Genomic DNA, 18,635 nt, shown 5'->3' with positions numbered 1-18,635 from the left:
TGCGACGACCGATTGAATCCACCGACGCTGCCGTGGTCGGAGTGGAAGATCGCGCCGACCAGCGACCCGCGGTCGTGGTGCGCGGCACGGAGGGCGTCTTCGACGAGTTCGGTGCGCATGTGGTCGGCGACTTGCCAGCCCGCGAGCTTCCGGGAGCCGAGATCGATGCAGGACGCGAGGTAGAGGTTCGTGCCGTCGGCGATAGGCAGGTAGGTGATGTCGCCCACGTAGCGGCGGCCGGGGTCGCCGACGGAGAAGTCCCGTCCGATCAGGTCGGGGAAGCGCCTGGCGGACTGGTCCGGGATCGTGGTCTTCACCCGTCGTCGCAACCGGATCCCCGCGAGACGGTGCTCACGCATTACCCGCGCGACGCGCTTGTGATTCACCCGCTCCGCAACGGGCACACCGTCGTTGAGGTCGGCGGTGATCCTGGGCGCCCCGTAGGCGCGGTCGCCACCCTGAGCGGGGTCTTGCAGCACCCGGATCCGCGCCGCCAACACCGCGTCGTCTGTCGCCTTCGCGGCTCGCCGCCCGGCGGAGTCCAGCCAGGCGTAGAACGACGAGCGGGCGACCTCGACGACCTCACACAACCGCTTCACGCCGTAGGCGTCCTTGTGATCCTCAACAAACTGGAAGCGGTTCACCAGTTCGTCTCCCCGGCGAAATACTTCGCCGCCTGACGGAGGATGTCCCGCTCCGTCTCGAGCTTGCGGGCCTCGGCCTGCAAGGCTGCGAGGTCGGCCTCCAACCGGAGGACCTTCGCCGCCTGCGACTCCGGTCGCCCCGTCGCCCCCGGCGGCGACGCAGCGGCAACCGTGACCCCGGAGCCGAACTTGTCGACCCACTCTTTCAGCGCACCCCGAGAGATCCCGAGATCCCCGGCGATGCCCTTGAGCGTCGAACCCGGCGTGGACTCATACAAGTCCACCGCGCGCTGCCGGAACTCGTCCGTGTAGTTCTTCCTAGCCATCCCTTGGATTCTCGCTTCCCCAGCATCGTGCTGGAATCAGCGTGTCCAAGATCAGGGGTCAAGCGCCGCCCTGCCCTTCTCGGTTTCCCAACCTGTGTCCGGCTTTGCCGACAGCTCGGCTCCTCACGCCTCAGGTAGTGCCCGAGCGCCAGCCCTGCTTGGCGGGCGCCGATCACTAGCACGTCGGTCTCGGCCATGGTGTGGTTTCTCCTCGTTGCGGGCGCGTGGGCGGGCCGTAGTGCGGCTGGTGTGTCAGTAACCGGTGAGGGCCGGGAAGAAGGTCCAGAACACCGAGGCGGCCACGGCCACATAGGCGATGGCCACCAGGGTTCCGGCCCAGCCGGCGGAGAACCGCACCACCGCGGCGTGCGCGGGGATCACGCCGTGGGCGAGGTTGCGCACGGTGAGCAGGATGAACAGCGGGATCATCGCCGCCCACACGATCATGCAGTACAGGCACAGGATGTGGATCTCGAACAACGCCTGGGACCACAGCCAGATGGTGAACACCGTGCCGGCGGTGACCCCGGCCTGCAGGCCGGCCCAGTACCAGCGCCCGGGGCTCGCCCCGGAGAGGGTCACCATGGCGGTGGTGATGACCACGGCGAACGCCACGATGCCGATCAACGGGTTGGGGAAGCCGAACAGCTCGGACTGCCAGGTCCCCATCACCTTCCCGCAAGACACCCAGGGGTTGATGTCACAGCTGGTGATGTACCCGGCATCCTCGTACAGCTCCAGGCGTTCGAGCACCAGGATCGCCGAGGCCACCCAGCCGACCACCCCGGTGATCAACAGCACCAGGCCGAACGGACGGTGCCGGGCGACAGTCGGTATCCCCGCTACGTCGGAGGCCTGCCCGGTACCGGCAGGGCGGTCGGTGGTGGTCGTGGGGATCGTCACGGGTGAATTGGTGTCGGTGTCGGGGACACTCATGGGCCCGGTCAGTCCGTCGTGGCGGCGGCGTCGACCTCGGCGCGGAACTGCTCGAGGGTGTTCAGAGTGAGCATCTGTCCGTCCAGGAAGAAGGTCGGGGTGCCCTGCACGCCCAGCGCGGTCCCGTCGGCCACGTCGGCCTCGATGCGGTCGCGGGTGGCCGGGTCAGCCACCGCGGCATCGTAGGCGGCCATGTCCAGGCCGAGATCCTCGGCGTAACCGCGGAACACCGGGCTCCGGTCCTCAGTGGTATGGCTCCACTGCTCCTGGGTGTCGAACATCTGCTGATACATCGCCTCGTACTGTCCCTGCTGGCCGGCGGCTTCCACGGCTACGGCGGCGGTCATCGAGTTGGGATGTCCGGGCAGCGGGAAGTAGCGGTGCACAAAGGTCACCGTGTCGGCGTACTCGGCGCGCAGTTCTTCCACGACCGGGTAGGCGGCCTTGCAGCCCTCGCACTCGAAGTCCAGGAACTCCACCAGCACGGCCTGCTCGTTCGGGGCCTTGGACAGTACCCGGCTGTCTGGGCGCATCACCGGCGTGGCCTCCGAGGGGGCGCTCTGCCCGGTCCCGGAGGAGGCAGTTTGCCCGGAGCCCTGGGGGGCGGCGTCGCGGGGGCCGCTGGCGGCCACCACTCCGACGATCAGCCCGGCCAGCACCACAGCGGCCAGTACGACCCAGACGATGGTCTTGGCCTTGCGGGATGTGGTGCCCGGTGTTGACGGATCAGAGGGGGTCGGATTGCGGGTCGGTGTGCTCACGAAGGGATCCGTTTCGGTCGGTGGCGACGGCACCGTGCCGTCGGGGTGGGAATGAGCTGGGGCTGGGATGCAGGGGTGGGTCAGGGGTGGAGGGTCTCAGTGTGGGGGTGGGTGGCCGGTTCGATTTGGAAGGTGGAGTGTTCGATGGGTACTTGGAAATCCTGGGCCACGCACCGTTGCAGGTCGGTCAGCACAGTGCCCAGGTGCGCGGCGGTCAGGCAGCCGTTGTGCACGGTGACGTGCGCGGAGAGCACGGGGGTGTCGGAGTCGATGCGTGAAGCGTGCAGGTCATGGACCTCCAGCACGTGCGGCAGCTCCGATAGCCGGATGCGGACCGCCTCCAGGTCCAAGCCCTTGGGGGTGGTCTCCATGAGTACGTCGATGGTGTCGCGAAGCAGGATCAGGGCTCTGGGCACGATCAGTGCGGCGATCAACAGGGACACCACCGCATCGGCGCGATTCCAGCCGGTGGTGGCGATCACGATCGCCGAAACGATCACTGCGACCGATCCCAGGGCGTCGTTGAGTACCTCCAGGAACGCGGCCTTCATGTTCAGGTTCTGCCCCCGGGCCGAGGCCAGGATCGCCAGCCCGATGAGGTTGCCGGCCAGCCCGATCACCCCGAACCAGAACATGGTGGTGGATTCGACCTCGGGCGGGGCCAGGAGCCGGCGCACGCCCTCCACGGCCACGAAACCGCCCACGGCCAGCAGCACCGCCGCCTGCGCGGCCGCGGCGATGATCTCGGCCCGCTGGTACCCCCAGGTGCGCTTGTCCGTGGCCGGGCGCAGCGCCAGGGACGCCGCGATCAGGGCGATCAGCAACCCGGCTGAGTCAGTAAACATGTGCCCGGCGTCGGCCAGCAGGGCCAGACTGCCCGAAGCCAGCGCGCCGATGACCTCGGCGACCATGATCGTCGCGGTGATGGAGAAGACCACGGCCAGCCGGCCCCGCCGGCCCGCCGCCGGAAGAGCATGGGAATGATCGTGTCCGCTCATACCAGGGTCTCTTCCACTCGATGAATCATCAGCTGAACGTCACCATCCTGTCCGGCGATACTGAAGGCACGCTCAATGCGCACAGCAGGCGCAATCCGCCCCGCAGCCATCGCCGTCCTTCTCGTTCTGGTCCCCGGCGATCAGCGCGGAGGCGGGGGTGCAGCAGGCATCCCCGCGCCAGGCCTCCACCCGGGCCTTGGCCCTTGATCGTGGACACGGTGTCGGTTCGGTTATGCCGCTTCCGCAAGCGTAGCGGAGCGTGCGGCTTCGTAGGCGTTCGGGCTGATGTTGCCGATCGCGGAGTGGCGCCGGCGAGTGTTGTAGCGGTTCGCCCACCGGAACACGGCCCGGTAGGCGGTGGCCTGGTCCGGGAACGCTGACCGGCCGGCGAGGAGTTCGCGCTTGAGCGTGGCGTTGAAGCTTTCCGCGAGTGAGTTGTCGGCACTCGTGCCGACCGCGCCCGTGGACTGGGTCACGCCCAGCTGCTCGCAGAGCGCGGCGTAGGCCTTCGAGGTGTAGACGCTGCCGTGGTCGGAGTGGAAGATCGCGCCGACCAGCGACCCGCGGTCGTGGTGCGCGGCACGGAGGGCGTCTTCGACGAGTTCGGTGCGCATGTGGTCGGCGACTTGCCAGCCCGCGAGCTTCCGGGAGCCGAGATCGATGCAGGACGCGAGGTAGAGGTTCGTGCCGTCGGCGATAGGCAGGTAGGTGATGTCGCCCACGTAGCGGCGGCCGGGGTCGCCGACGGAGAAGTCCCGTCCGATCAGGTCGGGGAAGCGCCTGGCGGACTGGTCCGGGATCGTGGTCTTCACCCGTCGTCGCAACCGGATCCCCGCGAGACGGTGCTCACGCATTACCCGCGCGACGCGCTTGTGATTCACCCGCTCCGCAACGGGCACACCGTCGTTGAGGTCGGCGGTGATCCTGGGCGCCCCGTAGGCGCGGTCGCCACCCTGAGCGGGGTCTTGCAGCACCCGGATCCGCGCCGCCAACACCGCGTCGTCTGTCGCCTTCGCGGCTCGCCGCCCGGCGGAGTCCAGCCAGGCGTAGAACGACGAGCGGGCGACCTCGACGACCTCACACAACCGCTTCACGCCGTAGGCGTCCTTGTGATCCTCAACAAACTGGAAGCGGTTCACCAGTTCGTCTCCCCGGCGAAATACTTCGCCGCCTGACGGAGGATGTCCCGCTCCGTCTCGAGCTTGCGGGCCTCGGCCTGCAAGGCTGCGAGGTCGGCCTCCAACCGGAGGACCTTCGCCGCCTGCGACTCCGGTCGCCCCGTCGCCCCCGGCGGCGACGCAGCGGCAACCGTGACCCCGGAGCCGAACTTGTCGACCCACTCTTTCAGCGCACCCCGAGAGATCCCGAGATCCCCGGCGATGCCCTTGAGCGTCGAACCCGGCGTGGACTCATACAAGTCCACCGCGCGCTGCCGGAACTCGTCCGTGTAGTTCTTCCTAGCCATCCCTTGGATTCTCGCTTCCCCAGCATCGTGCTGGAATCAGCGTGTCCAAGATCAGGGGTCAAGCGCCTCAGGCTCCCGCAAACGACCGGCAAGCCCATGAGCGAGCGCCTCACGCGATCCACCTCAATCCAGGCTGCCCTGCGGGCAAGTCAGATCAGATGTCACCTCATCGTGCAGCAGTCCCCTGTAGATAATCGGTCGGTCTGTTGACAGTCTCGCATGGGACGGCCACATGACCGCAGGCGGGGCAGATGCTGTAAAAAATCTACGGAGAGGACGCCTCTAGCCTGGCCGTTATCTGCGACACCATTTCTTTGCGCGCCCGCCCCAGGGTGATGGGGCTACTGCCACGCGGCAGGGAGCTGCAGGCTTGCCAGTAGCCCCCTCCAACGGCGATAGCTCGAGCGCCCGTGCGCCCAAGGCATGCGCGCAGGCGTGCATGACCGCGAGGGCATCAAGCAGCGCCCACTGCGCGGTCGACAGCGCACATGCGCGCTATATGGCAGGGAACCCCCGAGGGTCCACCTTCACCCCCCCCCCGGGTGCCAGCCAGCTGGGTGGAGCGGATCACGGCGCAAGAAGCTTGGTAGCGGTGTGTGCAGGGGGCGACCCAACGCCATGGCAGAACTACCCGCCGTGTCCACTTACCGCGGGCGCTCAAAGCGTCCCGCGCCCGGGGAGGCCCGGCCGTGCGGCCAGGAAGCCGATCAGGTCACCATGGCAGGTACGGCAGAAATCAGAAGCCGCCCAGCTGGTTGCTCACTGGGTGCCGTCCAACCTTTTGCCCGCCCAGACCCTTCCTCGAGCCTGGGCCAAAACCATCGCTTTCGCCACTTACCGCGCTTACCGCCTCTACGGATGCGCTGGAAGCATCCCAAGAAACGCGCACCTTGCCCTAGCCTCAGCCCTTGCAAATCGACTCAGCAACCAGGAATCGGACTAGGCAGATGGGATTCCCCTCATAATATCAACCAGGAGGGGCAGGGCACTCGAGGGATTAGGACCGATACGTGCAGACTTCATCTCCGGATCAATCCGTCGAGCAATCCTGCAAGCACTATCCACGCCATCAAAAGGAAATGTCCCACTAAGGCGCTTCTCCCTCATAAGGCCCAGATCTTCTGCCAGACGATCGAGCTGGGAGCTGGATAAGGCGCCGCTTCGATCCTCCGCATGCCACCTCAGCCAAACCTCGAACTTGAGATTGGATATTAGGAGCAATATCCCTTCTTCTTCCGCTAAGGAACACGCCGAGGCCAGCGATGCGTGCTGATCAACATCTACAAGACAAACGCAGATGTCGAAGTCCTTATTGCTCTTTTTTGCCTTTTCGCGAAATTCGATGCATTTCTGGACAACCTTCAAAGGATCACGGCCCACAGGCACCTTCTGTACCGTCACGGCCACGCCGGCCGCGCGTAGATGCGAATTCAAACCCTCCACATACAAAGGCTCAGTAAGAATGCCCTCTGTAGCAACCAACACTCGACGTGCCATTGATCGCTTCGGCCGCGCCCGCCCCCGTGAACTTCCACCCCTGGGCATAACTTCACCTTCCCTCGCCACCGGACACCAGCGATGCGAAAAGACTTGGAGATAGACGCGGGACGCCCCCATAACGACCCAACAAGTACCGCCTCGACACATTTGCATCTCTGTGCCGTGGATAATCAGCTAGGGAAGATACGGAAGTTGCCCCATCAAGACCCTTATCCGTAAACCAAACCTGCTCGGGCTCGAGCTCAACATCGCTTAAAGGGGACAGGACGTAGCTTTCATGGCTAGTAAAAATAAGCTGAGCGCCCTTCTGGTTGACCGCAGGATCCGCGAATGCACTCAGAAGCACACCTAAGAGATGCGGATGAAGACTCGCATCAATTTCGTCAATAATCAGCAGGCCACCTTTTCGCAGAGTTTCCAACGCGGGCACAGATGCGGCGAGCCAGGCAACAGTTCCGTCGGACTCGCTCTCTACTGAAAATTGCGGGATCTCTTTGCCAACACCCCGATGGGTAAACACGAGGTGTCGAATGGTCGCAGCCAAGTCATCTTCGTCGATTGTTACTTCAAAGGAATCTTCCTCAGATTCTTCGTCATTTTCGCGGTCCGTGTCGTCGCGATTTTTCTCCTGTAGGATCGTCTGCATAATTCTGCGAATCGGCTCAGGAAGCTTAGTTTCTTCAACGTCGACTTTCTCTACACCGACGTCGGCAACCCTTAGTAGTGCGAGAAGATCATCAAAATCAATGCTCCCCTCAACAAGAGAATCCGCTATATCTCGGAGTCGGGATTCGCGGTGGTTGTCTTTCACTAAGACAGACTCGAAAGTAGAAGTCAGATGCCTGGCGAGACTGCTTAGCGGCGAGTCTCCCACAAGCAAGGCACGGCTAAGAACGAGCTCCCGCGGAGTCACATCGAACCGGGACTGCAACGAAGGATGGAACTGTTGCCTGGCCTCTTCTCTGTCTCGCCACAGCAGTGTCCGCCAGCGGCTCCTTGGAATATCTCGAAGCCACTCCGACTTAATTCCGTCGTGGTCAACGACAAAGCCATACAGGTGGCGCCTATTTTCGTACACGAAGTCGACTTCATACTCACTGGAAGCCGTCCTCATCGTCCCATCAAGGGCAAAAGGCGCCCGCTGCATGTACTTCGAGGCCTGCCAGGTAGTGGCCGTGTTCTCGATAGCCGCAAAAAAATAGCGCAGTGCATCCAGAATCGCAGATTTCCCGGTCGCATTACCTCCAAATATGCCCGCCAACGGATATGCGGCGCTAACCCAGTCGCCATCTGCGGGTTGCAACGTACGCAAAGAGGGTCGTGAGAGGTCCAGTGTGAACTCGTCCCTGACGCTCTTGTGGTTCCGCACAGTGAAGGCGAGAATCGTCATGAGGCGACCGTAGCACGCTTAGGACCCCCGTTCACACGGTTTTCGTTGTCTCGACGCATACCAGATCGCAGTTCAGGCTTCTCTCGATCTCCACGTGCTCCCATCATGGGAGGCTTGCCACTCCACACTGAGGTCGTCCCGGCGGTTCGCAACGGCCACCGCCAGCAGCGGATCCGACGGCGTGGAGGAGGACATCTCCAGCATCACTGCTACGTCCGCGGGACACCGCACTGCGGCCAGTCCCACCGGGTTCGACACCGCGACCTCTCTGCCGTCGGCGTCCACGACCCGCGCCCGGACGTACTGCACCCCCTTGGGGGGCCGCTCTAAGCTGTCCTGCTCACGGGTGGACGACGCCCACACGGTGAAGTCGTCCTCGTCGTAGTCCAACGTGAACGCCGGACGGTCCCCGTACGCCTCGGGCTCCTTATGCGCCCCGGTCTTCGCGCAGCCGGCCTCGTCCACCATGCGGCGCAGACGCGCGGTGAGCATCTCCACGTGGGGATGCCACATCATCATCGGCCCCAGCCCCGGAGCCTGTTCCTCCCAGACCTTGTACTCCATGCACATGGCCGCGTACAGCTCGGCGGTGAGGTCCGAGTGCTTGTACCAGCAGGGTGGCACTACCGATGTCACCAGCCGGTACTCGGCCACGAACCAGTCCACCCAGCGGCGCAGCGTGTTCCACGCCTCCCACTGGTGCTCGGCCTCGATCTCCCGCCACCGCGTGCCCATCCACACCGGCGGACCCTCGCCCGCGAGTTCCGCGTCGACCTCCGGGTCGACGTAGGGCAGCGGAGTCCCCGTCTGTCCGTCGTCATCGGCGGCCGCCGGCGCCTCCCATTCCGTGGGCTCGTCATCTTCAACCCAGGGCGATGCCATCAGTTCCGTCCTTCCCTCGTGTACCGGCGTGCTGGCCCGCCCAACAGCCTTTCGAGCCGGGCGAACAGCTCCTCAACGGCCTCGCGCCCGCCTGCCCCGGTCGAGCGCATGTAGCGATGCGCGGCGTCCTCGCACGTACCGCACAACCACACCCCGATTCCGCCGGCGGCACGACACTCGGCGCGGTCCAGGTGCCGCCCATCGGTACAGTGCCACCTCGTGGAGACGGGCCGCTGGCAGACATGGCACCGTGCACCCCCGTCGTCGCTCATGCCTGGCTCTGCCGGATCATCCTGGCCACGATCGCCACCGTGGCCCGCCTGCGGTCCCATCCAAAGAACTCCTTCTTGCCGTCCATGATCTGATGCAACCGCTGGTGATGGTCCCGGCACAACGGCATCAGCTCGTTGTGCGCTTCACGTGCCTGCCACCGGCCCGCCTCGTCCTGGCCCACGCCCTTGTACGAAACGTGGTGTAGGTCCAGGGTCCCGGCCTGGGTCAGCGTGATCCCGCAGACCTGGCAGGCTGGCTCTCGGCCGGCCTGCCGGCAGTCCGCGAACCACCGCACCCGCCTGTACCCCCATGCCTGGGACTGCAGGTACCGCTTGTACTCGGCTGAACCGGTGCGGTGTAGCCCGAACCTGCCCATGGCCTCACCGCACGGGGATCGCCGGGGCCGTCTCCGGCACCGGGTCCAACGCCGCCACGGATTCTTCGGCCCGGTCCGCGTCGGTCGGTGTGGACGGGGCCGGGTCCTTGGACTCCAGCTCGGCCAGCAGCGCCTTCGAGTACCGACCCGCGGCCTCCTTGATCTGCTTGCCGTCCTTGCGGTCCCACCAGCGGGTCATCCGCATCAGGATCGGACGCCCGTTACGGTTCAGCAGGACCCCCCACCCGAACGGCAGCCGACGCAGCTCCGCGACCGAGACCACCTCGGTATCGTGGATCTGCTCGGAGACCGAGGTGTGGTCCTTGCCGCGAGACTTCGAGGTCCGCATGATCTTGCGTTGACCGGCAAGCTTGGCGAACTGCTCCAGGTCGGACACGTTCGACGCACCCCCGAGCTGGACCTTCACCGTGGCCGCGTCGAACAGCGCCTGGGCCTGCTGCTCGCCCCACTCGTTGCGGGCCTGAGCCATCGACTGGAACACCGCGAACGGGCTGATCCCCACACCGCCGCCGTCCGCCATCAGCTGGGTCAGCCCCGGCCAGGCCCCGGAGATGTTCGCGATCTCATCGAGCACCAGGGACAGCGGCGGGTCCAGCCGGTTCCCGGGCGACTTCGCCGCCAGCTCACGCGCCCGCTCGGTGATGGCGTCCATCATCGCGATCAGGAACGGCCCGGCCGACGAGCCGCCGGTCTTGGTGCCCACGATGTAGAGCGTCCCGCACTCGGTGAGGAACTTGTCGATGTCCAGGGTCTCCTCGAACCGGCTGGGTCGCAGCACGTCGCGGACCTCGGGCACCGACAGCCCCTTGACCGCTCCCTCCACGCCGAACCACTTGGACTGGAGCAGCTTCGGATCACCCTCGATGATGCCCTTGAGCACCAGGTTCCAGTTCAGCGCGGCCTTGGGATGCTCGGTCAGGATCTTCACGGCCTCCTTGGCCTCGGCCGGGTTGTTGCCCCACCGCATCAGATCATCCACGGTGCGCTCACCCAGCGCCGCGGCGTGCAGCAGGCACTCCATGATCGTGATCGCCGGGGCCTGCCACTCCGCGTTCGAGCTGGAGGACCCCAGGCCGGAGGCACCGATCAGCGACGCCGCCCGCTGATTCGCCACACGCGGCTCTTCACAGCCCGTGATCGGGGACCACTTCAGCGTGGAGGGCTGACCAGTCAGCCCCTGCGGGTCGAACAGGGCCACCGGCCCCTTCTTCTTGCGCAGCTCGGCCGTGGCCCCCAGGTTGTCCGCACGAGAGCTGGTCGTAATGACCGGGCCGGGCGCGTCGAGAATCGCACCGATCAGCAGGTGCACACCCTTGCCCGAACGCGGCGGGCCGATCAGCACCACCGACTCCTCATAGGACGCGAACACGTCCACGCCCTCGGCCTTGCCCAGGCGCATGGCCCCGTCCGTGATGGCCGGCTTCTTGATCGAGGGCCGGACCTTCTTCACCCGGGACAGCACCGACTTGCGGCCCACCGTCTTGGTGATCTCCGCAGACCGGGCCAGTCCCTCGCGCTCGCGCAGCTCCTTGATGAACTTCTTGTCCGACTGCTGGTACCGGCTCCACGCCGTCACCGCTACGCCGATCAGCACGAGGACCAGCACCCCCAGACCGATCAGCCAGCCGATGACCCCGCCGGTGGTCGCCGTGCACCCCTGCGCGGTGGCCCCGAACGCGGCCGGGTCGTGCTCGCCCACGAGGAAGCCCAGCGGCGCGAACAGCGAGTCCGGCCTGGTCGGTGCCCCACAGTGGATACGCCCGGCCAGGAACCCGGCCAGCAGGTACGCCCCGTAGAGCAGCACGGCCGGCCCCATGAGCCAGATCAGTGCCGTCTCAGCCGGGTTGTCCCCTTCCAGGACAGAGTTGTTGCCACGTTCACGTCGCATCAGGCCACCGCCTCCTTCGCCTTGTCCATGCGCTCGTCCGTGTCGAACAGCGGCAGCTCGGCCCGCGTGAGCACGTTCTGCACCTCGAACGAGGAATCCCCCAGCCGCCACAGGCCCGTGCCCTTGGGCAGGGACCGCACCAGGGACCGCTCCCGGTCGGACAGTTCCATCTCCGACGTCGTGATCTTCAACGCGGACCGGTCCTGCCGGTAGATCACCTTCACGTCCGCGTCGGCCAGCAGGGACCGGGCCATCGCGGCCATCTTCGAGCTCTGATCACCAGCCATGTCCAGGTCAGCGATCTTGTGCAGCACGAGCACGTTGAAGATGCCGTACGCGCGGCTGAGCTTCCACTGCTCGACCATGCGCCGCAGGTCCGCCTCGGAGCTGATGTTGTCCCAGCCCTCTTCGTAGATCACGATCCGCTGCCCACCGTCGCGCGTGGTGACCATCGCTTCGGTCCATGCACCCGCGCACGCGTTGACCACGCGCACCGCCTCCGGGGAGGCACCCAGCAACGCGGAGGTGTCGATGCTCGTCGCGCACGCCTGCTCATCCAGCACCGCCGTGGTCTCCCCGTCGAACATGCCGGCCAGGTCGCCGGAGGACACGCGACCCAACGTCATCATCGTCACCGACGCGGCCTCCGCCTTCATCGCGTCCGGGTCCGCGCGGGCCGCGTCCAGCGCCCGGATCACGTCCGGGATGATCGGCGGCCGACCCTCGGCGTCCGCGACCGCCACGGCCGCGTCCAGGCCCGCCGAGAGCACATGGTGCTCGGGCGAGGTCATCTCCCGGTCGGTGAGGATCTTCACCAGGGCCACCAAGATGGACATGCGCCGGGTCCGCACCATCGAGGCCCACGCCCGGTCCGTCATCGGCTCACCCTGCACGTCGGTCGACGGCCGGGTGCCCGGGTCCAACGGGTTCAAGCGCGTGTCCAGGCCAGGGCCAACCTGGATCACCGACCCGCCCAGACCCTTGACCACACGGGTCCACTCGCCCTTCTTGTCCGAGGCCACCGAGAGCTTGCGCCCGGCCAGCACCTGCCGCACCGCCAGCGACTTGGCCAGCGACGACTTCCCGGTGCCCACCTGACCGAACAGCATCATCGACATGCCCGAGATGATCCCGGCCTCATAGAGCGCCCACGGATCGAAGCAGAACGCGCCGCCGCCGTGCATGTCCTTGCCGATCATCAGCCCGCGCGCACCCAGACCGGGGCCGGCCACGAACGGGTACGCCGTCGAGGCCGTGTGCGTCGTCGTGCGGACCGGCCGCGGAGCCAGCGTGCGCAGCCCCCGCAGCTGCCGTGCCCCGCGCGGTCCGGCCTTGCCCCACTGCGGCTGAGGGAACCGCACCTCCTTAGCCTGCGCGGCCATCGCCTTCCGCAGCGCCCGCTGGCCTCGCTCCAGCTCCCGGGCCGCACGCTTGGCCTCTCGGGCTTCGTCCTTGCCCGGTTCAATGATCTGGAACAGGTCCACCTTCGGTTCTTCACGCATCAGAGCTTCATCCTTCCGAACGGCAGGGCACCGGCCACGAACGCCGCGTCCTGCTCCATCCACACCGGGCGCAGCTCGCACTCGGCCGTAATCCCGGAGGCCACGACCTCCGCCGCCGCGGACTCCAGTTCGGACCGCGAGGCCCCGGTCACCGTGACCAGCACGACGACCTCCACGCCCGTGTGCCGACGCCGCAGCTCGGCCTCCTCGCGCTCGACGTCCTCCAGGGACTGGTCATGTTCCAACGAACCGATGCGACCGAGCTTGGTCATCAGCCGCGAGTTCGTGTGCCAGTCCGTCTTGCGCCGCTGCACGGACCGCACCGCAGCCCCACGCTCGACCGGCGCCAGGAACACCGAGACCGTGTGCCGGAAGTCCCCGGCGAACACCAGCTCGTCCAGGAACCCCAGCCGGGCCAGGTTCTGCGGCAGCTCGGAGACCTTGTAGGTGCGGTGGTAGTTCCCGTCCGTGACCATGTGGCCCGGGTGGACCTCCACGGCCATCGGTCCCGCGCTCGAGGGCGCAGTGCCCGCCGTCTGCCCGTCCGCCTTCATGGTCGAGACCATCACCGAGGCGTCCGGGTCGAACGCCGACCGCGAGAGGCCGGCCAGCGTGCGCGGGGAGTGCCAGGCGGTCACCTGGGTCCCCGAGCGCGGCAGCGTGCTCTCCACCGTCGTCATCAGCTTGAGCATGTGCTCCATGAGCGCCGGGGTGCCCCCGCCGAGCGCCTTGACCTGCGAGGTGATCTTCGACGGGGAGACCACCAGCGTCAGCCACTGCTCGTGCACCGGCATCGACTGGGCCTCCTTCATCAGCTCACGGAACGCCTGGTCCAGGAACGGGTCGATGCTTGCCCCTGACCGGCCCGCGCCCTCCTGCTTGGACTCGTAGAAGTCCTCCACGGCCGCACCGGAGATGAGCGTCGTCTGATCCGAAGCCTGAATCCGCACCACACCCGGCAGACGCGACAGCGCCGCCAGCGACGATCCCCACGACAGAGACCGTTCCTCCTGAGCGTCGAAGGACTCCAGATCAAAGCCCCGCGTCGTCATGACCTTCGCGCAGACCACCGCTTCCCGGGCGCGCGGGTCCCAGACGAACCCGGCCCCGTTGGGCATCGCGTAGACCATCAGCTCTCCGGCCACACCCGGCAGCCGGAACCGTGCCGGCTCACCCGGCTTGATCCGCCCCTTCGCATCACGCTGGGCCTGCGGCCCTGCCTCGCTCACGGGTGCCTGCGGCTCGCCGTCCACCAGCTCCAGCACGTGTGCCGGGGCCATCCCCTGGCGGTACTCGAGCTGATCCGTTGCCCCCCGCCGCAGGTACTGCGCCGCCACCCACACCCAGCCAGGCAGGGACCGGCCACGGAACCGGGTCGCACCGAACGCGCCGATCACGGCCATCAGCCCGATACCCACGAACATGGCCGGCCCGCCACGCAGGATGAACGCCATGCCGATCAGCACGCCGGCCAGAACCACGATCACCTGCTCCAGGGTCAGCCCCAGGATCAGTCCCTGAGTCCGTTCCTGGGGGAATCGGACGTCGTCGTACTCCGAGTCCATCGACTCCTGAATCATCGTTGCCATCAGCGGCCTCCTCGCATCACCATCGCCCCGGCACGCTGGCGCATCCGGCCAGCCCGCGCCGAAACGCCCCGCATCGAATTCATTGCTCCACGCCCGGCCCGGCTCGCGGCCATCACGCCCGCCTGTTCAGCCTGGCCGGCACCACCGGCCAGCCACGCGGTGACCGCAAGCATGAAGATCGGCATGGCCGCGGCCACGAACACCAGCACCATGCCAGCCACGGTCTGCACCCAGTCCGTGGACAATGCCGCCATCGCCATGCCCAGCCGCACGACGGCGGCTGCGATCGGCCCGGCCATGATCAGCCCCAGCATCATCGACAGCCACCGCCCCGCCAGGGCCTTGGCCGGCTCCAGGGCCAGCGAGAAGATCGCCGGGGCCGCGAACGAGGCCAAAATCAGAATCAGCACCAGACGGAAGATCATCATCGCCATCAGCACGAAGCAGGCGAAGAAGATCACCAGCGCGATGATCCACGCGACCAGGATCATCCCGTTCTCCGCGTTCTCGCTGGCCATCTCCCACTGCGCGAAGTTCTCGTCCAGCAAGATCTTGTCGTTGGCGGCGTCGTAGGTCAGACCGAACAGTCCCAGCACGCCGGCCACTGCCTCGTCCTGGCCATCGGTGCCACCGGAACCGACCTGCAAGATCCACAAGGTCAGCTGCTGGGTCGCACCCATCGCCATCCACACCAGCCCGACCACCACGTAAGTCGCCGGGATGCTGAACACCGCCGCCAGGAACGCGCGCAGCATGCCGGCCGTGGACCCGCGCACCGCCGAGAGCGCGACCTGGACGGCCACGAAGATCACCAGCAGCGGGATCATCGCCAGCACGATGACGTTCAGCATTCCCGGGTGGTCGATCACCGTGCTCTCGCCGCCGGCCACCGTGGTGGTGACCTGACCGCCGACGACCGTGACCCACCACTCCGGGGTCAGCGCACCCACGGAGAAAGCCTGCTCGATCAGCCCGGCAGCGGCCTTCGCCAGCCCCAGGATCGAACCCCGCATGAACTCCTCGAAGTCCTTCTCCCACATCGTTCTCTCCCTCCGTGAGTGCGCTCAGGACCTCAGAACAGCGGCAGGCCGGCGCCCCAGCCGATCAGGCTCGCGGCACCGGCGATCAGGGCCGCAGCCACGATGCCCCAGACCACGAAGCTGATACCCACGTCCTGCGCGCGGCCGCTCGAGGAGAGCTTGCCGAAGATCCAGACCAGCACGCCGATGCCGACGGCGACGATCAGGATGACCAGGAAGGTGCCCAACGCCAGGCCTGTGACGTTCTGGATGGTGGGCATCCAGGGCGCGTTGAAGCTCGGTGCGATGTCCGGGACACCGGCAGCCACCGTGGTGGCCGCGTGAATCAGATTGCTCATCAGAGGTCCTCCCGTAGGGATGTGATGTGACGACGGCCCGGATGTCTTCCGGCCCGCGCGGGCACCTCCTGCCCGCTGCCAGATGTACGACGGGCCGCACCGCCACGCATGTCACCTGACCCGCACACGAGAAAGCCCCCACCCGCTGCATCCGCAGCAGGTGGGGGCAACTCGCAGATCAGATCAAGAGCAGTTCTGACCCCGCGTCAGCGTCAGGGTCCGCCCGGTCTGAGCACCGTTGGTCAGCGACTGACGCGCCACGTGCACCTCGACCGGCGAGCACTCGGCCGTGGCCTCGTTCCGCGCCGAGCAGTCCGGCTCACCCGACCCGTTCACCTCGCCCGTGGCATACCACTTCACCGATGTGACGACCGTGTACGAGGATTCCGTGCCCGTAGGCTCCTTGCCCCACTCGTACCCGTCCAACGCGGGCTGTCCACCGAGCAACGTACTGATCACACGCTCACGCTCTGCCCGATCCGGGGACGGCTCCTCCTTGTCGAAGTCCCGCACCGCCTGCCGGTTGCAGGTCTGCTTCGGGGCGTTCTTCTCGATCGCGACCGACTGTGGCCTGGCCCCGGCGGGCATCAGCTCGCTCGTGCCCAGCCCAGCCCCCCAGCTCGCGCCGGCCGTGCCAGCGCCCAGCACCGTCGCCCCCACCGCCGCCAACGCGACCATCGTCCACCCCTTGCGCATCCCGCCCGGGGAGAACAAGGCCCTGCCCCACACCGCCAGCACCACGCCAGCACCGACCGCCAGGATCAGCACGACCAGCGCCGTCCCGACCACCCATCCACTGATCTGTGACCACCCTGACAGCCCGTCCGGGTTGATTCCGTTCAACATGTCCGACTCCTCGCCGCTCGTCTGGCCCGTCTTGCTTCGTTGCCGTGTCTCGTCCTGGGTTCGCGGTCGCCACCGCGAAGGTCTGTCAGCACGCCGTCGCCTGCACCACCACCAGCACCCACATCACGAGCACCGCCAGCGCCACGGCCGCAATCACCCACCGACCCCGGGCCGAGTCCCACCTGTCCGGTACCCGCTCCTGCCACGACGTCGGCAGCGGCGCGTCCACGGACTCCGCCACCCACCGACGCCCGGCCTCTCCCGTGCGCTGGCGCAGCCGCCGCACGGACGAGAACAGCCCCCGGTCCCGCTCTACGTAGACCACGCGCGGCTCCTGACCCTCCGGCACGTCATGGCTCTGCTCGAACTCCGACTGCTCGCTCACTTCTCTGCCCTCTCGTTTCGGATCACCGTTGCCGCCACCCTCAGCAGGTGCCGCGTCTCGGCCAGATACTGCCGACTCGTGGAGTGGCTGAACCCGGTGGCCTGCATGACGTCCTCGACCGTGACCGCTTCCATCCGGCCCCCCGCCTGCGCGCAGGCCAGCGCGACCTGCCGCGCCCAGTCCCCCGCGTCCCCGTCGTCGGGAAGGCAGCCGATCAGCACGCGCATCGTCACCGCCTGCCCCGACCGGGCCACCTCCTGCGCCGCCCGGACCACCCGGGCACAGCGCACCAGCTCACGCCGGGCCTGACGCAGTGCGGTGACCGAGACGCCCATCGCCTCCGATGCCGCCACGACGTCATCCCCGAACGCCAGCACCACGGCCAGAGCACGGGCCGTCATCTCCGAGGACTCCATGACCGACTCGACCACCCGCATCACCTCCGCGACTTCCCGGTGTGCAGCCAGCGCTTCAACCACGGCCTCGGCCGGGTCCTCCATGACCATCGACACCGCAGTCTTCTCCCGCGCCACCGCGGAAGCCTCCAGCGCCTCCTGGCCCGCCCGCGACCGGCCGACCGCCCGCAGATGATCCACCGCTCGGTTCCGGGCGATGGTGCCGACCCAGGTCCGCAGGGAACCCCGGTCCGGATCGAACCGCTCCCGGGAGTGCCACGCGGACTCCCACGTGCTCTGGAGCACGTCCTCCACAACGTCGCCGTTGCCCGAGGGTCCGAGCACGGCCACTACCGTGCCTCGCACCGAGGCCACCGCTTCCGCCAGCTCGTCACCGGTCACCAGCATCATCCCCGCCGGAGCCACCCGGTCCGCCTGCCCGGCCATCACTCCACCGCCTCCACCAACCCCCGTGGCATCGCCCGCCGCTCCAGCCGGCAGTGCGGGCAGTCCGCAAGCACGGCCTGCCCGTACGCCGGGACGTGCACGTCCGGGTCCTGGCACGGCTCACCGGTCCGCAGCTCACGCACCTGCCCCGAAGCAGCCGGACCCTGAGCCACCGCGACGGGCCGGGGCCGGGTCACCGCGACCAACTCCTCGAACTCCGAGGCCAACGACCGCGCCACGAACGCCGTGGGCTTGCGCACCGGCCCCGAGGCCCGCGCCAAGACCACGTCCACGATGGACCGCAGCTGCCCATCCCCGAGGTCCGCAGCCGCCGGCACCCGCTGAACCAAGTCCGCCAGGACCACACCCCGATGGACCAGCCCCACGCCTTCCCCACCGTCGATGACCTGATCGGTCCGTCGTCCGTCGTCCGTCGTCGTCTCCGCGCGCACTGCACCGGACTGACGGACTGACGGACGGACAGATGAGGGTTCTTGAGGGTTAGTCCGCGCGCGATCCTTATAGTCGGCAAAGTCGTGATTGTCGGGTGAGTCCGCCGAAATTGTCGGGTGAGTCGACTCACCCGACAGATTGTCGGGTCGCGTGTTCATGCGGGTCTCAGATTTACCCGAC

The 18,635-nt window shown here is 67.0% G+C and carries 16 protein-coding genes and 2 pseudogenes; all 18 read right to left on the bottom strand.

All coding sequences use genetic code 11. From position 1 onward, the window contains the following. A pseudogene (locus SJ20_RS00410) lies at positions 1-970 on the bottom strand (IS3 family transposase); the annotation flags it as partial. 252 nt (positions 971-1,222) lie between these two features. Beyond that, on the bottom strand, positions 1,223-1,906 hold the full coding sequence (locus SJ20_RS00400; RefSeq protein ID WP_080695921.1) for a vitamin K epoxide reductase family protein: 684 nt from the start codon (positions 1,904-1,906) through the stop codon (positions 1,223-1,225). A gap of 8 nt (positions 1,907-1,914) precedes the next feature. Next, positions 1,915-2,667 carry a thioredoxin domain-containing protein gene (locus SJ20_RS00395; RefSeq protein ID WP_036317487.1) on the bottom strand — a complete coding sequence of 251 codons (753 nt, stop codon included), beginning with the start codon at positions 2,665-2,667 and terminating at the stop codon, positions 1,915-1,917. A gap of 80 nt (positions 2,668-2,747) precedes the next feature. Further along, positions 2,748-3,665: a cation diffusion facilitator family transporter gene (locus SJ20_RS00390; RefSeq protein WP_044658555.1), complete on the bottom strand. Its 918-nt coding sequence runs from the start codon at positions 3,663-3,665 to the stop codon at positions 2,748-2,750. A gap of 230 nt (positions 3,666-3,895) precedes the next feature. Then, positions 3,896-5,130, bottom strand: a protein-coding gene (locus SJ20_RS00385; protein ID WP_101963419.1) for an IS3 family transposase whose coding sequence is annotated in 2 segments (ribosomal slippage) — positions 3,896-4,821 and positions 4,821-5,130 — 1,236 coding nt in all. Because the reading frame shifts where the segments join, the coding sequence is not laid out codon by codon here. 939 nt (positions 5,131-6,069) lie between these two features. Beyond that, entirely contained in the window at positions 6,070-6,627 is a 558-nt protein-coding gene (locus tag SJ20_RS12320; protein ID WP_165577043.1) for an RloB family protein, read from the bottom strand. A 52-nt stretch (positions 6,628-6,679) separates the two neighbouring features. Further along, positions 6,680-8,020, bottom strand: a complete 1,341-nt coding sequence (locus tag SJ20_RS11615) for an ATP/GTP-binding protein (RefSeq protein ID WP_082067540.1) — start codon at positions 8,018-8,020, stop codon at positions 6,680-6,682. Positions 8,021-8,092: 72 nt separating this feature from the next. Then, on the bottom strand, positions 8,093-8,902 hold the full coding sequence (locus tag SJ20_RS00375) for a hypothetical protein (RefSeq protein WP_044658553.1): 810 nt from the start codon (positions 8,900-8,902) through the stop codon (positions 8,093-8,095). Between the two features lie 268 nt (positions 8,903-9,170). Further along, on the bottom strand, positions 9,171-9,551 hold the full coding sequence (locus tag SJ20_RS00370) for a hypothetical protein (RefSeq protein WP_044658552.1): 381 nt from the start codon (positions 9,549-9,551) through the stop codon (positions 9,171-9,173). Between the two features lie 4 nt (positions 9,552-9,555). Beyond that, positions 9,556-11,460, bottom strand: a complete 1,905-nt coding sequence (locus SJ20_RS00365) for a TraM recognition domain-containing protein (protein WP_044658551.1) — start codon at positions 11,458-11,460, stop codon at positions 9,556-9,558. Continuing rightward, positions 11,460-12,962 (bottom strand): conjugal transfer protein TraC, encoded by a 1,503-nt coding sequence (locus SJ20_RS00360; RefSeq protein WP_044658550.1) that lies wholly within the window; start codon positions 12,960-12,962, stop codon positions 11,460-11,462. Before SJ20_RS00360 ends, SJ20_RS00365 begins: the two co-directional genes overlap by 1 nt. Then, entirely contained in the window at positions 12,962-14,551 is a 1,590-nt protein-coding gene (locus SJ20_RS00355) for an SCO6880 family protein (protein ID WP_044658549.1), read from the bottom strand. The genes SJ20_RS00360 and SJ20_RS00355 overlap by 1 nt, the downstream gene beginning before the upstream one ends. Then, complete coding sequence (locus SJ20_RS00350; protein WP_044658548.1) at positions 14,551-15,591, bottom strand: hypothetical protein; 1,041 nt, start codon at positions 15,589-15,591, stop codon at positions 14,551-14,553. Before SJ20_RS00350 ends, SJ20_RS00355 begins: the two co-directional genes overlap by 1 nt. A 32-nt stretch (positions 15,592-15,623) precedes the next feature. Further along, positions 15,624-15,929 carry a hypothetical protein gene (locus SJ20_RS00345; RefSeq protein ID WP_044658547.1) on the bottom strand — a complete coding sequence of 102 codons (306 nt, stop codon included), beginning with the start codon at positions 15,927-15,929 and terminating at the stop codon, positions 15,624-15,626. Positions 15,930-16,112: 183 nt separating this feature from the next. Next, positions 16,113-16,775, bottom strand: coding sequence for a hypothetical protein (locus SJ20_RS00340; RefSeq protein WP_044658546.1), 663 nt, complete (start codon positions 16,773-16,775; stop codon positions 16,113-16,115). Positions 16,776-16,860: 85 nt separating this feature from the next. Continuing rightward, complete coding sequence (locus SJ20_RS00335; RefSeq protein WP_044658545.1) at positions 16,861-17,160, bottom strand: hypothetical protein; 300 nt, start codon at positions 17,158-17,160, stop codon at positions 16,861-16,863. Then, positions 17,157-18,002, bottom strand: a complete 846-nt coding sequence (locus tag SJ20_RS00330) for an RNA polymerase sigma factor (protein WP_235281198.1) — start codon at positions 18,000-18,002, stop codon at positions 17,157-17,159. Before SJ20_RS00330 ends, SJ20_RS00335 begins: the two co-directional genes overlap by 4 nt. Continuing rightward, positions 18,002-18,635 (bottom strand): annotated as a pseudogene (locus SJ20_RS00325) (helix-turn-helix domain-containing protein); the annotation flags it as partial. The pseudogene SJ20_RS00325 and the gene SJ20_RS00330, both read right to left, overlap by 1 nt.

This window comes from Micrococcus sp. MS-ASIII-49, assembly GCF_000946635.1.
Lineage (GTDB): Bacteria > Actinomycetota > Actinomycetes > Actinomycetales > Micrococcaceae > Micrococcus > Micrococcus luteus.
Note: the sequence above shows the minus strand (reverse complement) of the source record. Positions and strands in the feature narration are given on the sequence as shown.

Coding starts and splice junctions, on each gene's coding strand:
- SJ20_RS00350 (WP_044658548.1), bottom strand. CDS start 15,591: ATGTGGGAGAAGGACTTCGAGGAGTTCATGCGGGGTTCGATCCTGGGG.
- SJ20_RS11615 (WP_082067540.1), bottom strand. CDS start 8,020: ATGACGATTCTCGCCTTCACTGTGCGGAACCACAAGAGCGTCAGGGAC.
- SJ20_RS00360 (WP_044658550.1), bottom strand. CDS start 12,962: ATGCGTGAAGAACCGAAGGTGGACCTGTTCCAGATCATTGAACCGGGC.
- SJ20_RS00330 (WP_235281198.1), bottom strand. CDS start 18,002: ATGGCCGGGCAGGCGGACCGGGTGGCTCCGGCGGGGATGATGCTGGTG.
- SJ20_RS00400 (WP_080695921.1), bottom strand. CDS start 1,906: ATGAGTGTCCCCGACACCGACACCAATTCACCCGTGACGATCCCCACG.
- SJ20_RS00375 (WP_044658553.1), bottom strand. CDS start 8,902: ATGGCATCGCCCTGGGTTGAAGATGACGAGCCCACGGAATGGGAGGCG.
- SJ20_RS00345 (WP_044658547.1), bottom strand. CDS start 15,929: ATGAGCAATCTGATTCACGCGGCCACCACGGTGGCTGCCGGTGTCCCG.
- SJ20_RS00355 (WP_044658549.1), bottom strand. CDS start 14,551: ATGGCAACGATGATTCAGGAGTCGATGGACTCGGAGTACGACGACGTC.
- SJ20_RS00390 (WP_044658555.1), bottom strand. CDS start 3,665: ATGAGCGGACACGATCATTCCCATGCTCTTCCGGCGGCGGGCCGGCGG.
- SJ20_RS00340 (WP_044658546.1), bottom strand. CDS start 16,775: ATGTTGAACGGAATCAACCCGGACGGGCTGTCAGGGTGGTCACAGATC.
- SJ20_RS12320 (WP_165577043.1), bottom strand. CDS start 6,627: ATGGCACGTCGAGTGTTGGTTGCTACAGAGGGCATTCTTACTGAGCCT.
- SJ20_RS00370 (WP_044658552.1), bottom strand. CDS start 9,551: ATGGGCAGGTTCGGGCTACACCGCACCGGTTCAGCCGAGTACAAGCGG.
- SJ20_RS00365 (WP_044658551.1), bottom strand. CDS start 11,460: ATGCGACGTGAACGTGGCAACAACTCTGTCCTGGAAGGGGACAACCCG.